At 52.5% G+C, this 13,868-nt stretch carries 12 protein-coding genes; 4 read left to right on the top strand and 8 right to left on the bottom strand.

The genetic code is table 11. The features are described from left to right. Positions 1 to 36: 36 nt before the first annotated feature. Entirely contained in the window at positions 37 to 783 is a 747-nt protein-coding gene (phbB, locus tag RIC19_RS12575; protein WP_350178675.1) for an acetoacetyl-CoA reductase, read from the bottom strand. Between the two features lie 304 nt (positions 784 to 1,087). Between phbB and RIC19_RS12570 the strand changes: the two genes are divergently transcribed. Next, positions 1,088 to 2,662 (top strand): sodium/pantothenate symporter, encoded by a 1,575-nt coding sequence (locus RIC19_RS12570; RefSeq protein WP_350178674.1) that lies wholly within the window; start codon positions 1,088 to 1,090, stop codon positions 2,660 to 2,662. Positions 2,663 to 2,668: 6 nt separating this feature from the next. Continuing rightward, positions 2,669 to 3,526, top strand: a complete 858-nt coding sequence (locus RIC19_RS12565) for an alpha/beta fold hydrolase (protein ID WP_350178673.1) — start codon at positions 2,669 to 2,671, stop codon at positions 3,524 to 3,526. A 57-nt stretch (positions 3,527 to 3,583) separates the two neighbouring features. Here RIC19_RS12565 and RIC19_RS12560 read toward each other — a convergent pair whose 3' ends face one another. From RIC19_RS12560 to RIC19_RS25765, 3 genes are all read right to left on the bottom strand, one after another. Then, entirely contained in the window at positions 3,584 to 4,135 is a 552-nt protein-coding gene (locus RIC19_RS12560; protein WP_350178672.1) for a DUF6794 domain-containing protein, read from the bottom strand. 365 nt (positions 4,136 to 4,500) lie between these two features. Continuing rightward, complete coding sequence (locus RIC19_RS25770) at positions 4,501 to 5,145, bottom strand: 3-oxoacyl-ACP synthase III family protein (protein WP_502930837.1); 645 nt, start codon at positions 5,143 to 5,145, stop codon at positions 4,501 to 4,503. After that, entirely contained in the window at positions 5,096 to 5,569 is a 474-nt protein-coding gene (locus RIC19_RS25765) for a 3-oxoacyl-ACP synthase III family protein (RefSeq protein ID WP_502930836.1), read from the bottom strand. The genes RIC19_RS25770 and RIC19_RS25765 overlap by 50 nt, the downstream gene beginning before the upstream one ends. A 260-nt stretch (positions 5,570 to 5,829) precedes the next feature. Between RIC19_RS25765 and RIC19_RS12550 the strand changes: the two genes are divergently transcribed. Continuing rightward, positions 5,830 to 6,582, top strand: a complete 753-nt coding sequence (locus RIC19_RS12550) for a 3'-5' exonuclease (RefSeq protein WP_350178671.1) — start codon at positions 5,830 to 5,832, stop codon at positions 6,580 to 6,582. An 8-nt stretch (positions 6,583 to 6,590) separates the two neighbouring features. Here RIC19_RS12550 and coaD read toward each other — a convergent pair whose 3' ends face one another. Together coaD and RIC19_RS12540 are read right to left on the bottom strand one after the other, a co-directional pair. Beyond that, positions 6,591 to 7,064, bottom strand: a complete 474-nt coding sequence (gene coaD / locus RIC19_RS12545) for a pantetheine-phosphate adenylyltransferase (protein ID WP_350178670.1) — start codon at positions 7,062 to 7,064, stop codon at positions 6,591 to 6,593. A 154-nt stretch (positions 7,065 to 7,218) separates the two neighbouring features. After that, positions 7,219 to 9,567: a TonB-dependent receptor gene (locus RIC19_RS12540; protein WP_350178669.1), complete on the bottom strand. Its 2,349-nt coding sequence runs from the start codon at positions 9,565 to 9,567 to the stop codon at positions 7,219 to 7,221. Positions 9,568 to 9,696: 129 nt separating this feature from the next. Here RIC19_RS12540 and RIC19_RS12535 point away from each other — a divergent pair, with 129 nt between their 5' ends. Then, positions 9,697 to 10,755 (top strand): NAD(P)/FAD-dependent oxidoreductase, encoded by a 1,059-nt coding sequence (locus tag RIC19_RS12535; protein WP_350178668.1) that lies wholly within the window; start codon positions 9,697 to 9,699, stop codon positions 10,753 to 10,755. A 106-nt stretch (positions 10,756 to 10,861) separates the two neighbouring features. On the opposite strand, the gene RIC19_RS12530 is transcribed toward RIC19_RS12535, so the two are convergent. Both RIC19_RS12530 and RIC19_RS12525 read right to left on the bottom strand, forming a co-directional pair. Then, positions 10,862 to 11,809, bottom strand: a complete 948-nt coding sequence (locus RIC19_RS12530; protein WP_350178667.1) for a hydrogen peroxide-inducible genes activator — start codon at positions 11,807 to 11,809, stop codon at positions 10,862 to 10,864. 5 nt (positions 11,810 to 11,814) lie between these two features. After that, positions 11,815 to 13,491 carry a methyltransferase domain-containing protein gene (locus RIC19_RS12525; protein WP_350178666.1) on the bottom strand — a complete coding sequence of 559 codons (1,677 nt, stop codon included), beginning with the start codon at positions 13,489 to 13,491 and terminating at the stop codon, positions 11,815 to 11,817. Positions 13,492 to 13,868: the final 377 nt, after the last annotated feature.

The following is a 13,868-nucleotide window of genomic DNA, read 5'->3' as shown; positions in this document are numbered from 1 at the left end:
AGGCGCTCAACCTTTAGCCCCCTTTCCATACCCGGCCTAGTAAACGTGCTGTCCCCCATTAATCGCATAATTAGCTCCCGTGATAAAAGCTGCCTCTTTAGAAGCCAGGAAGGAAACCAGGTGCGCGATTTCGTAAGTACCGCCCAAACGGCCAATCGGAATACCTTTGACAATCTTTTCCCGAACGGTTTCATCAACAGCCATAACCATATCCGTAGCGATGTAACCCGGCGAAATCGTATTGACCGTCACGCCTTTGCGTGCCACCTCAATAGCCAGCGTTTTGGTGAAGCCGTGCATGCCGGCCTTGGCTGCAGCATAATTGCACTGCCCAAATTGCGCTCGCTGCCCGTTGACAGAAGAAATGTTGATGATCCGGCCGTAGTTCTGCTCAATCATCGGATTGATGACGTGTCGGCAGCAGTTGAAAACGCTGTAGAGGTTTGCTTTCATTACGGCATCCCAGTTTTCCGGGCTCATCTTTTTGAAAGCTCCGTCCCGAGTGATGCCTGCATTATTGACCAGAATATCGACAGTACCCAGCTGCGCTTCAATCTGCTCTACCATGTTGCCCACCTGCGCATAGTCCGATACATCCGCCTGGAATAGGTGTGGGTGGTAACCCGCTCCTGCCATTTCTGCTTTCCAGGCCTCCGCTTTATTCGGGCTACGGTAATTGGCCGCTACGATGTAACCATTATCCATCAATTGCTTGACCATATCAGTACCCAGTCCGCCCGTGGCGCCGGTTACCAGTGCAATATTCTTTTTGTCTGTTGTCATGATATCTAAGATTGTTTAGTATATATATTTAAATACAAATATATAGATAACTACATTCAATTAAAACAGATTACCCCTCCTTTTCTGGTCCCGCTTTATTTGGGTCAACCCCTGATTAAAGTATAAACTGCGGCCCAAAAAACTGGCGTAGAGTAGGCTCTGCCCGCTCAAACTTCACTTGCCCGTACAACCTGCCCCAATAACCGGTAGAAGTCAACCCCCTATTTTTGACTATTAAACACTACGCTTGCCTGCTTTTGATTGGTTTTCTGCTATTTTCATCAAAGAAAATCAGTAAACAGAAATGGCTTCACAGGAACTAGTATGGGCCACTATCGGTCTGCTCGCCCTTTACGGCGCAGCTATTCTATTCTTTGTTATAAGGGGTGCATTGCGCACGACTTCCATGGCAGACTACGCCGTAGGCTCCATTCAGTTTTCCCCAATTGTAGTGGGGCTTTCTTTAGCCGCCTCCATGACTAGTGCAGCGACCTTTATCATCAACCCGGGCTTTATCGCACTTTACGGGGTCAGTGGGCTGATTGCTTTTGGCCTGGTCATGCCGTTGGGCATTTACCTGTCGCTGGTGGTACTGACCAAGAGCTTCCGGAAACATGGCGCTACCGTCAAGGCGCTGACCATGGCGCAGTGGATTGGCAAGCGGTATGGTAGCCAAAAATACGCCCTGTTCTTTGGCTTTTTGTCCCTGCTGCTCATCACCTTCATAGTGCTGATTTGCGTGGGGCTGACCAAAGTACTGGCTAAGGCGCTGAATGCGGATGAGCTTTATGTGCTTATCGGGCTGGTGGTTTTTGTTTTTGGCTATATGATGTTTGGCGGGGCCAACTCCATGGTGTACACCAATACCATACAAGCCGTACTGATGACCATCGTTGCGGTGGTCCTGCTGAGCTCAGGTTATGAGCACTTTAGCGAAGGAGTGAAAGGCTTCCTGGACAAGCTTGCCGCAGTAGACCCCCTGCTGGCCGCTCCGGTAAACCCGGAGAGCTTTCTGTTCCGGGACTATTTTGAGATCGTTTTCTGTTCGTTAATCGTAGGGATCGCCATCGTGTGCCAGCCGCATATCATCACCAAGTCGCTGCTCCTGAAAGACGATCAGGACGTCAACCGCTACCTGATCACCGGCATCTTGGTAGAAACCCTGTTTTTCTCAGTGGTTCTTACCGGCCTCTACGCCCGCCTGCGCTTCCCGGACCTCACTGCCGACGGGGAGCCCATCACCATGGATGGTATTATACCAACTTATGTGGTCACGGAATTTCCGGTCATCGCCGGGCTGGTAGTCATCTTGGGCCTGATTTCTGCAGGCTTGTCTACACTCGAAGGGCTCATCCAATCGCTCTCTTCTACCATTACATCTGATATTATTGATCCGGTACTGGGCCGCACTTTAGGGGATGGGGAAGCCAGGGCACACCGCCTTATTGCAATCAACAAGGTGGTGATCATCCTGCTGGCGATGGTCTCCATTGCCCTTTCTTATCAGCAGCTGATCAACCCCAGCCTCAGCGTGGGTATTTTCGCACAGAACGGCGTTTATGCCTACTTTTCCGCCGCATTCGTACCGGTGCTTATGGGTATTTTCCTGAAGGAAGTCCCGCGTATGGCTCCTGTTGCCGCCAGCCTGACTGCCGTGTTGGTGCACTTTGGGATCTACTACGGGCGGATTGGCTGGTATATGCAGGCGGAGGTCCGCAATCCGGCGGTAGCGGTGACTTTTGCGATACTGGCTTCGCTCCTGGTTGGTGGGGTAGTCTACCTGTTGCTCCGCAATCAAAGTGGAAAAGCAGAAGCAGTACCTCCCAAAAGTCCGCCACAAAGCGTAGCTTCGCCCTCCCCTGATCAACCGGCAACTTAACAGCATATGGCTTCAGCGCAAGCTTCCAAATGGCACCGCTTTGTAGAATTGCCCAATGGCACCAAGGTACACTTCACGGACCGTGGGCAGGGCCCTGTCCTGCTTATGGTGCATGGTTTAGGCAGCAACCTCAAAGCCTGGGGTAAGATAACGCCCTTACTGTTGCCCCACTACCGTTGCGTCGCGCTCGACCTGCCCGGTTATGGGTTATCAGATAAAGGCGATCACGCTTTTGATATTCCTTTTTTTGCCAAAACAGTCCTGCAGTTTATACAGGCCACTGGCTTGAATCGGCCCACACTGCTCGGCCACTCTATGGGCGGGCAGGCCAGTATATTCGCAGCCCTCCAGGAGCAGAGCCGGTTCTCGAAGCTGGTCTTGCTAGCTCCGGCGGGGTTTGAGCGCTTCAATGCTGCAGCGCGGGAGTGGCTCCGTGCTTTTTACAAACCTGCCCTGATCCGTGCCACCCCCGTCCACCAAATTGAACGGAACTTCCACGCCAACTTTTACCAATTCCCTGCAGATGCACAGTTTATGATTGCGGACAGAATGGCGCTGCGGGCCAATACGGCTGCCTACGCTCACTATTGCAAGATGATCCCCAAATGTGTCTTGGGGATGCTTGACTATCCGGTTTTCGATCGGCTGCCGGACCTCCTCCTCCCCACTCTTGTGCTATATGGCAATAACGATGCCCTCATACCCAACAGCATGATCAACCCCGGCCTTACCACGGAGCAGGTAGCCCGTGAAGGCACAGCACAACTGCCTGACGCCCGGCTTCATTTCCTGCCAGGCTGCGGTCATTTCGTGCAGTGGGAATGTGCGGATGAAGCAGCAACGCACATCCGGTCTTTTGTATAACCCTTCCCTATTCATCGGAAGCTAGCCCGCGGCTTTAGCAAAAAGGCTACCCAATGGTCATTTCCGCTGTTTGCCGGCTTCCACCGAGTCTGCATTCACCCCCTGCTTCTTAAGGTAAATGACTTCAGCGGACTCCAGGCGTTTCTGGCGTTCGGCTTCCCGGACTGACTGAAAGGCTTCGATCTGCGCTTTGACCTCGATCGGCTTCTTGTTGAGGCTGCGGTGCAGAGAGCGGATGATCAGCCGCGCCATATCGTCCGGATGGTGCAACCCCATACCCTTTAGGGCGAGAGATAAGCGGGAGCCACCGTAGAACCCCCAATTATGGATGATCCACCGCCCAAGGCTAAAGTGGAGCTTGCGCACTGCTTCCTCCTCGTCTGCCAGGCGGAATTTCTGTAGCGATTCCCGCTCGGTCAGCTTATTGAGCTGAACGATGGCATCGCTGAGGTCCTTTGGGATATAAACGCCATACAGGTACTCCTGCTGAATGCGCCGCTCATAGGCTTTGTCGTATTCTGACTCTGTCGCCACCGGTTCTTGCGCAGACAAGAGTGACAGGTTGGCTGCAAAAAGGCCAGCGACGAGTATCAACACCTTTTCCTTCATGTGTTTAGTTTGTCAGTTTAGTGGTAAAGAACTGGTTTAAAACTACTTTTAGCCGGTTGGTATTGTTTGCCTGCTCACTACATGCAGAAAATCAACCCTCCTTCAGAGTGCCTGGAGCAACCTTTACGCCACCGACCACCTCCAAACCCTTCCGGGCCAGGAGTACAAAAGGCACCACAAAAAAATCCCCGCTGTGAACAACGGGGATCAGAAATTAATGTGCTATGAAAAAGTTAATACAACTTCCTTAGATAAAGAGGGTATGCGAACTTACAAAAATTGAAAGGCATACCCCAGAGTTTCAAGCTGAAAATCAGTCGCTAAGGGCGTTTTAGCACCTTTCAGACCCATAACTCTGCACTCTTTTACCAGCGGATAAGGGCCGAAGCCCAGGTGAATCCACTGCCAAATGCAGCCAGGCAAACCAAATCACCGTTCTTCACTGCGCCTGATTCCCAGGCTTCGCAAAGGGCAATCGGCACAGACCCGGCTGTAGTATTGCCATATTTTTGAATATTATTCCAGACCTGCTCGTCTTTAAGGCCCAGGCGCTTTTGCACAAACTGGCTGATCCGCAAATTAGCCTGATGCGGTATCAGCATATTGATATCTTCTTTTTTCAGGCCCGCTTTATCCAACGCTTCTATGATCACCTGCGGGAACTTCTGTACGGCCATTTTGAAAACAAACTGCCCTTCCATATTGGGGTAAATCTGATCGTTGTCCAGCATGTGCTGATTCAGGAAAATCTCCCCGAATTCCGCATCGGAATACCCATAGTCGACTTCTTCTCCGGTATATTTTTGGTGGTAGCCCCCGTGCGATCCCGGATTGATAAAAGCCAGTTTCTCCGCGTAAGTGCCGTCGGAGTGCATGCAGGTTTCCAATACGCCCTGCCCTTCCTTATCGGCCGGCTGCAGTACAACCGCCCCGGCACCATCACCGAAAATAACGGTGACATTACGGGCCTTCAGTGGTAAAATCCAGCCCCATAGAGTGCATCTCTGCACCCACCAGCAAAATGTTTTTGTACATACCCGTGCGCACAAACTGATCGGCTACGGAAAGGCCGTACACAAAACCACTGCATTGATTCCGGATATCAAGAGCGCCTATTTCGGTATTGGTGATGCCTAGTTCGCGCTGCAGAAGCACACCGCAACCGGGGAAATAATAATCGGGGCTAAGGGTGGCAAAAATAATGAAATCCACCTCTTCTTTGGTGATGCCCGCACGCTCGATAGCGATTGCTGCGGCCCGGGCGGCCATAGTGGTAGTGGTTTCCTCGTGCTTGGTGCCGTATCGCCGCTCCTTAATTCCAGTGCGTTCCTGAATCCACTCGTCACTGGTATCCATGACTTTAGTCAGGTCATTATTCGTCACCACTTTATCGGGCACGTAGGAACCAATGCCCCCAATTTTTGAACGAAGCATAAGTTTTGGTTTTAAAAGGTCAGGTACCCACTCTTGGGCGGTGCCTTCCCTACTTCATAATTTTGTAGACAATTTGTTGCTGAACGTAAACACTAAATTCAGAACAGGTCGTTAAATTCGAAATTTTATTACAAATCGCCAAACGGATATCCACCTTGTCTGCCCAGTCAGGTCTTTTCCGGAGGTTCACCGGCTATGAAATGCGCCTTACTGTCGTTCATAGCGCCAAATATTTATAAATTTGCATAAAACCGCACCCCATGCCTGATATTGCCAATATTCTCTTTCTCGATATCGAAACGGTCTCCGGCAAACCGGATTATGAAAGCCTCAACGAAGACCTCCAGGCTCTGTGGACCATCAAAGCCAATCAGCTTGCCCGTGGACAGACGGAGCCCCTCACCGAGGAGGAGGTGGCCGAAGCCTACACCGAAAAAGCGGGCATCTTCGCGGAGTTTGGCAAGATTGTTTGTATCTCGGTGGGCGTTGTGCACCGGGACAAAGCGGAAAAACAGCTTAAAATCCGGTTGAAATCTTTTGCCAGCGAAAATGAAGCAGAACTCCTGCAGGGGTTTTCCCAAATGATTTTCAAGTACTACAACGATTCCAATAAATTCGGATTCTGCGGCCACAACGCCAAAGAATTTGATATCCCCTACATCTGCCGCCGCCTCATCATCAACCGGCTGCCACTGCCTGCCCCCTTTGACTTGTCAGGCAAGAAACCCTGGGAGACCAAGCACGTCATCGACACCATGGACATGTGGTCCTTCGGCGACCGGAAGAATTTCACCTCATTGAAATTATTAGCGGCTGTTCTGGGCTTCCCCTCTCCTAAAGATGATATCGACGGCTCTCAGGTCGGCCGGGTCTATTGGGAAGACAAAGACCTTAAGCGGATTTCTTTTTACTGCGAAAAAGATGTTTTGGCAACTACGCAGCTCTACCTGCGGTACAAGCTTATGCCCCTGCTGGAAGAAGAGCAGGTGGTACACGTTGATGGACAGGATTGAGCACCTGTTTACCTGGATTTGAAGCCTTCCCGCAGTGCCTCAGGCACAAACGGGGTTGCATCTCCCCCGCCGATAATGATCTCCCGAACGATGGTAGAACTGATATGGGAGTAGGCCGGCTGACTGATTAGAAAGATCGTTTCTATCCCCTCCCCGACGATGTTATTGAGCTGGGAAATGGTCTTCTCGTAGTCAAAATCAGAGGCATTGCGCAGCCCCCGCAACAGATAGCGGGCGCCGATCTGCCCGGCATAATGAGCGGTGAGCCCCGAGAACTGACCGACTTCCACCTTGGGTTCGTCGGCAAAAACCTGCCGTAGCCATTCCAGGCGCTCCTCCAGTGAAAACAGGTATTTTTTTTGGCTGTTGACCCCGATCGCCACGATGATTTTATCAAACAGTGGCAGCGCCCGCTTCACTAAATCGACGTGCCCGGTAGTGATGGGATCAAAAGAACCTGGAAAAATGGCGATATTAGACATGTGCTTGTGATTGAAAGACTTTCAGGGGTTGCCACAAAAATATAAAAAACAAGCAGACCAGCCCGGGGCAGCCCGGCCCCAAACCGGCAGCTTTGCAAAAATCTTTATCCAGCCGGACTGAGCGGCTTCTTGACCACTTCAGCCCAATTGCCTTTTATTTCCAGGAGAAATTCCAGGTCACTGAAGGGATAACCGGGAACAAAGACACCCGGTAGGCCCCGGCGGAAGCCGTACCGGCATTGGGGTCAGACTCGAAGTCATAGTAGATAAAAAACGGGTTTTGACGGCTGTAGGCATTGTACACCGAGAAATTCCAGCTGGACCGGAAGCGCGCTTTAGAATCCGGTTTGGGCGTGTAGGTAGCCGACAAATCCAGGCGGTGGTAGTCCTGCAAGCGGGCGCTGTTACGCGGGCCATACTCCTGCACCGGAAACTGATCGATAAAATACAGGCGCTGCACCGGCGTGTAGGCGTTGCCCGTACCAAAAATAAAGGCGCCCCCGAACTCCCACTTCTTGTTGAGGCTGTAATTGGCGACAACCGAGAGGTCATGCCGCCGGTCGTAGATGGCAGGATAAGGGTTGCCGTCATTGATTTCCGGAAAGATGCGTTCGGTACGGGAGAGCGTATAGCCGATCCAGCCGGTGAACCGCCCTTTTTGCTTCTGCAGGAATAGCTCCAGCCCATACGCCCGCCCTTTGCCAAAGACAAACTCTTCCTCCAGGTCATTCGCCACATTATCCACGTAGTTTTCCCGGAAGTCAATTTGGTTGTACAGATCACGGTAGTAGACCTCCACGGACGCTTCGTATACGTTGTCCTTGAAGTTGCGGAAGTAGCCCAGTGCATACTGTAGCCCCACCTGCGGCTTGATAATCTCCGAGCTGGGCATCCAGATATCGGTCGGCAACGTACTGGTCGAATTACTGACCAGGTGCAAATACTGATTGGCAACCGTAAACCCGGCTTTCAGGGAAGAGACCGCATTGAGGTAGACCGTAGCTGCCAGCCGGGGCTCCCATCCGATGTAAGTCTTAACGGGTTCGCCCGTCCCATACACGGTACTGTCCAGCTTGGAAGTATAGGGGCCCAGTTGCGTAAAAGCAGAGACCCTAAGCCCGGCATTAAGGCGGACACCGGGCCCGAGTTTGATTTCATCCCCCAGGTAAAGGGCCGCTTCGTGCGCGTAGCGGATTTCCGCCTCATTGGCAAAAACCTCTTCTCCATTGGTGGCTGAAGCCAGGCTGGGCGTCAGTTGATGGTAGGTATAATTGGCCCCGAACCGAAGATGGTGATTCGGGTTGGGGAAAAACTCAAAATCCACCTTGCCATTCCAGTCGCGCACCCCGGAATCCAGGCTGATGCGAAAATCGCCCTGCCCACCCCGGAAGCCAAAGTCATAGTCATTGTACACCCCCGACACATTCATAAACAGTTTGTCACTGAATAAATGGTTCCAGCGCAAAGTAGCCGTAGCATTACCGTAGGGCATATCAAAGTTGAAATCACGGGCGTTGCTCCGAAACTGCAACACATCCCGCCCAAAGTAGGTACTGAAATAGAGCCGGTCTTCATCGCTAAAACGGTAGTTGGCCTTGGCATTGAGGTCATAAAAGTAGTAGTTCGTCCCCGCAAAGGAAGTCCCGTCGATGAAGGGCTGAGCCAGATCCAGAGCGTAGGTCCGGCGGGCAGAGACGATGAAGCTGCTCCGCTCCTCCACGATAGGCCCCTCGAAAGTGACCCGGGAGGCAACGAGCCCGATGCCGCCTTCCATAGCGTAGGTGCGGTCATTGCCTTCCTTCATCTGTATATCCACTACCGAAGATAGGCGCCCGCCGTACTGCGCTGGCATACCACCTTTGATGAGGGTCGTATTTTTGATGGCATCCGCATTAAAAATCGAGAAAAACCCCAGCAGGTGGCCCGGGTTGTACACCACGGCTTCATCGAGCAGAACCAGATTTTGATCGGGGCCGCCACCGCGCACATAAAACCCTGCATTCCCCTCTCCAGCCGAAAGCACGCCCGGCAAGAGCTGAATAGTTTTCAGGACATCCACCTCACCCATGAGCGCCGGCAATTTTTTCACCTTAGCCATCTGCAGCCCCACGGTGCCCATCTCTGTACTTTTGACATTAGCGTCATCGGGGCGGGCTTTGACGACCACTTCCCGCAGTTGGACACTGGCTTCCTCCAGGGATATGTTGAGGCGTTTGGGAGCGTTCAGGACCAAGGTTTGTTCCTCACCGGCATAGCCCACATAAGAATACCGGAGGGTATGTTTCCCGGCTGGCAACTCCAGCGAATAAAAGCCGTAGGCGTTGGTCACGGTGCCCAGCCCTGCCGTATCCACAACAGCCACCCCGGCTCCGATGAGCGTCTCTCCGGTTGCAGCATCTTTTACGTATCCACTCAGAACATATTTTTCCTGCGCCTGTAGCGCAAAGGTGAGGATCAGAAGTAGAAAGGCGAGTAGGTGGCGTAATTGCACGGCAGTGCTCATAATTCATTTTTTGTCCATGATAGGAACCTAAGGCCGGGGCAAAAGTTTAGGGAAGCTTACTCCATTGTACCCGCTGCTGCACGGTTCTTTTTCATGCAACCCCGCTACCGCTTTTTTGTTAGCATAGGTATGAAATATGCAGACTTCATTATTGTCGGGCAAGGTATCGCGGGTACGCTGCTTGCGTACTTTCTGGAAAAACAGGGTAAATCCGTTGTTGTAATTGATCAGCACAGCCCTCATGCTGCTTCTCAGGTAGCTGCTGGCATCATCAATCCGATTACGGGCCGGCGCTACGTCAAATCCTGGCGGGTTGATGAACTGATCCCATTCGCATTAGAGACCTACCGCCAATTGGAAGCAAAGCTGGAGATTTCCATTTTCCACGAGCGCAATATCATCCGTACCCTTTTCAATCAGGGCGAAGAGAATGACTGGCTGGCGCGCAGTGGCGACCCCGCGTATACGCCGTACATGTTGAATCAAGCCGTGCTGGACCATTACGCGACCAAAACCGTTTTGGCTTACAACTACGGAGAGGTAACACAGTCCGGGCAGACCGATCTTGCGCTGCTGACCCGGTCCTATCGGGCCTACCTGAACGCGAAGGGGGCGCTCCTGGAAGGTACTGCTGACTATGATCAGCTGGCCGTCGAACCGGACCAAGTGACTTATGCGGGCCGTGTTACTGCGCCAAAACTGATATTCGCAGAGGGGTATCGCGGCAGCCAAAATCCTTATTTCAGTTATTTACCCTTCGGTGGAGCCAAGGGTGAAGTGCTCATTGTCCGGGCACCGGGCGCCGGCTTTGAGAAAATCCTAAAACACCGGATCTTTATCGTCCCACTGGCCGGGCGAGACCTGTACTGGGTAGGCTCTACCTACGACTGGCAGTTTGAAGATGCTGCACCCACGGCGAAAGGCCGTAGTTTTCTGGAACAGCGCCTGCGGGATGTGCTCAACCTGCCCTTTGAGGTAGTCGAACACCGGTCAGCTATCCGCCCTACCGTTAAGGACCGCCGCCCGTTTCTTGGGCAACACCCCCAACTTCCCGCCCTCGCGATTTTCAATGGGCTAGGCACAAAAGGCGCTTCCCTGGGGCCTTACTGGGCCAGCCACCTCGCCACCTACTTTACCCAAGGGCACCCGCTCGATCAAGAAGTAGATATCAAGCGGTTTGAAAACTAACCCACTCCGCACTAGCGCGACTAGTCTGAAATAGCGCGGTGTATGTCACGCTTGGAGGCCCTGGACTTGCTGAACGTTTACGTTTAGCCCCTTCCGGAACAATCCGCTAATACCCCTCCCATTCCACCTTCCTGCCACGCTTACTATTTTTGAGGATATCCGGGACCGCCTCCAGGATAGCCTCCTGAAGTAAATCCACCAGGCGGCGCTTCATGAAGCTTCGGCGCAGTACAATACTGACCTCACGGACCGGCTGTGGGTTGCGGAAAGTACGGACATGTTTGTTGTACAATTCTTCACTCAGCTCCAGGGTAGCCAGCTCCGGCAACAGGGTATAGCCATACTGCCGCTCCACAATCCGCCGGAGAGTCTCCAGGCTGCCGCTCTCAAACCGCAGGCCCCGCTGCGTATTTTGCTCCTGTTGATCACTACAGATATTGACGGCCTGTGAACGGAAGCAATGCCCTTCCCGCAACAACCACATGTCCTCCAGATTGAGGTCCTCGAAGTCAATCATATCTTTGTCGGTCAAAGGGTGAGAAGTAGACATGTAGACTACGAAGGTCTCATAAAACAGCGGAATTTCAGTAAACCCTTCCGAACGGATAGGCGTCACCAAAAGGCCTACGTCCAACTGATCGGCTTTCAGTCGGCTCATAATCTCATGAGACAGTAACTCCTGAATATTGAGTTGTACATCGGGATAAGCCTGCATAAAATGTGGCAGGAACATCGGCAACAAATAGGGCCCCAACGTAGGGATAATCCCCACCCGTAATTCGCCCTTGACCAGCTCCTGCTCATCGCGGATCAGCTCATGAACACGGCCGGACTCCCGAATGATGGTCCGGGCCTGATTGACAATCCGCTGCCCAATATCTGTGGTCAGGATCGGTTTTTTGGAGCGGTCAAAAAGTAAGACACCCAGATCTTCTTCCAGCTTTTTCACCTGCATACTGAGTGTAGGCTGGGTCACATGGCAGGACTTTGCAGCCCTTGCAAAAGACTTCTCATTGTCAACGGCAATGACATATTCCAACTGCGTAAGTGTCATAGTGCTTAGCTCTTTTTCCTTCCGGTTATGCGGACGCCCCCAATATTGCCCCCCGCAAATAAATCAGCGACAGTTTCGTAAAACGACAATCGGCTTTCGAACAATTCTGCACCGAAGAAAGCCCGGTTTTGCACAGCATCAGCCTTGAAAGCCCTGTAGCGGTCCCGGGTCCATTCGCGCCAGGGCTGATCCATATCGACGACCGACAAATCCGTAAACCCAGCTTCGGAGAGGGCTTCCAGGTAGGCTTCCGAACTTGTTACAGTCTGAGCACTTACCCTTTCCCGGAGCAGTTGTTGTTCCTCTGCCTTAAGTGGATTGCGAAGCACAAAATCTTCGATAAAGAACTGCCCGCCTGCCTTGAGCGCCTTGTGGCAATGCGCCAGCACACCCTGCCGGTCGGGCACATGCAGAAATACCAGAAGCGCGATAAAATGGTCAAAGGTGCCTTCCCAGTCGTAATTCAGTAAATCTCCTGCCCGAAAAGCGACTTGCTCAGCAAGCCCGGCACGTTGGGTCAGCTCCGTAGATAACCGGCAAAGCTCAGACTGCAATTCTACGCCCAATACCCGGCAGCCACTGCAGTCGGCCAGCACCCGGGCTGTACCTCCTACCCCACTACCTACATCGTAAACGTAGTCTTCCGCATTGAGGTCCAGCGAACTTGCCACTTCATAACAAGCATCAGCCCCCAGATAATGGTACTGGTCCAGATGCCCCAGGGACAGTAAGTCGCTCAAGGCCAGCGGGCCAGAGGACCACCCTTCCTGCTCCAGTTTTTTGTAGACGCTGTCCACGCGCCAGTTGTACATTACTGAGGAGAGGTTATCTTCCGTAAATACCACAAAGGGCGCACAGAGTGCCCGGGGCGCGATCGGGCGTCCGATGATACCGAGTGCATGCAGGTCCTGCTGCACTTTTTCCAGCTCAGAAGCAGCAATAGCCGGTGCACAGCTCCAGGTGGTCTGCTCGTACCAGTCGGCCACATCTTCGGGCTCCAACCGGAACTGATCGCTGATAAACGCTAGCTTTTCCTCCCGATCAGTTTGTTGCAGACGCTGCCGTATTTCGTACATCAACTCCAGCAATTCGGGCTGATACTGATCAATAACCGCCTCCCGGGCTACCAGTACAAAGCAAGGCCAGGGCGTAACACAAACCCCTGCCCGGCGCCATTCCCCGCGGTCTACCGTGGGCTTGGTGGTATATTTCTCCCACATGAAGGCATCAATGCGCCCTTCCTGCATAGCTTCCCGGGCACCTTCGAAATTGCCCACCACTTCAAACTTCAGCTGACTCGTATCCCAGCCCTGCTGCCGGGCATTGACGTAGGCCATCAGGTGGGAGCCGGAGGTATAGCGGCTGATGCCAAAAACCCTGCCTTCCAGGTCTTCCACCGACTGGTACGGGCTGTCAGCAGCTACGTGAATGCCCCAGGTCAGCGGGCTTTCCACGTAAGTGCCAATGATGCGGCTCGGATTGCCTTGGTGCAAATCGGCAACAGCGCCTTCGGTTAACATCAGCGCCACGTCCAATTGCCCCTCCCGTAAGGCTTCGCACATAGCGCCGGTGCCACCCGGGTAGGCTTCCCATTCAAACCAGGTGTGGCCTTCATCTGCCATGTACCAGGGATAATTAAAATGTTCGGGCACGCCTCCAACTCTAAAACGCACTACTGACATGAAGCTTGTTTTTATAGTGACACAACAGAGTTTATGAACGTAAATTTTGCATGCTCCTGAATCCACTTTTCTGCCAGCTCTATATCACGCCTGTTTGTGTCTCGTTGCCGGTGGGCTCTGGCCACCGGAGACCGAAGTATCGATACGCAGGTAAATCCTCACATTAGTAACTACACGAAGAAGGGGAATTCAAGGGCCCCTTTCTGAAGTTTAGGTTACGGGCGCTCTACCGCTATTTGGCGGGACAGGTCTTGATTTGACAAAAAACCTTGATTCCTGGCCTATACAAAAACTTACACTCATAAACTCTAATATGCTATTTAATAAGAAATCGCTTTCAAAGTTCAGCTCCGGGGGCGTAAGTCGTAAATTTAGCG

The sequence above is a fragment of the Phaeodactylibacter sp. genome (assembly GCF_040219495.1).
Classification (GTDB): domain Bacteria; phylum Bacteroidota; class Bacteroidia; order Chitinophagales; family Saprospiraceae; genus Phaeodactylibacter.
This window is presented reverse-complemented; position numbering and strand designations above follow the sequence as displayed.

Coding starts and splice junctions, on each gene's coding strand:
- RIC19_RS12535 (WP_350178668.1), top strand. CDS start 9,697: ATGAAATATGCAGACTTCATTATTGTCGGGCAAGGTATCGCGGGTACG.
- RIC19_RS12540 (WP_350178669.1), bottom strand. CDS start 9,567: ATGAGCACTGCCGTGCAATTACGCCACCTACTCGCCTTTCTACTTCTG.
- RIC19_RS12570 (WP_350178674.1), top strand. CDS start 1,088: ATGGCTTCACAGGAACTAGTATGGGCCACTATCGGTCTGCTCGCCCTT.
- RIC19_RS12525 (WP_350178666.1), bottom strand. CDS start 13,491: ATGTCAGTAGTGCGTTTTAGAGTTGGAGGCGTGCCCGAACATTTTAAT.
- RIC19_RS12530 (WP_350178667.1), bottom strand. CDS start 11,809: ATGACACTTACGCAGTTGGAATATGTCATTGCCGTTGACAATGAGAAG.
- RIC19_RS12560 (WP_350178672.1), bottom strand. CDS start 4,135: ATGAAGGAAAAGGTGTTGATACTCGTCGCTGGCCTTTTTGCAGCCAAC.
- coaD (WP_350178670.1), bottom strand. CDS start 7,064: ATGTCTAATATCGCCATTTTTCCAGGTTCTTTTGATCCCATCACTACC.
- RIC19_RS12565 (WP_350178673.1), top strand. CDS start 2,669: ATGGCTTCAGCGCAAGCTTCCAAATGGCACCGCTTTGTAGAATTGCCC.
- phbB (WP_350178675.1), bottom strand. CDS start 783: ATGACAACAGACAAAAAGAATATTGCACTGGTAACCGGCGCCACGGGC.
- RIC19_RS25765 (WP_502930836.1), bottom strand. CDS start 5,569: ATGCTTCGTTCAAAAATTGGGGGCATTGGTTCCTACGTGCCCGATAAA.
- RIC19_RS12550 (WP_350178671.1), top strand. CDS start 5,830: ATGCCTGATATTGCCAATATTCTCTTTCTCGATATCGAAACGGTCTCC.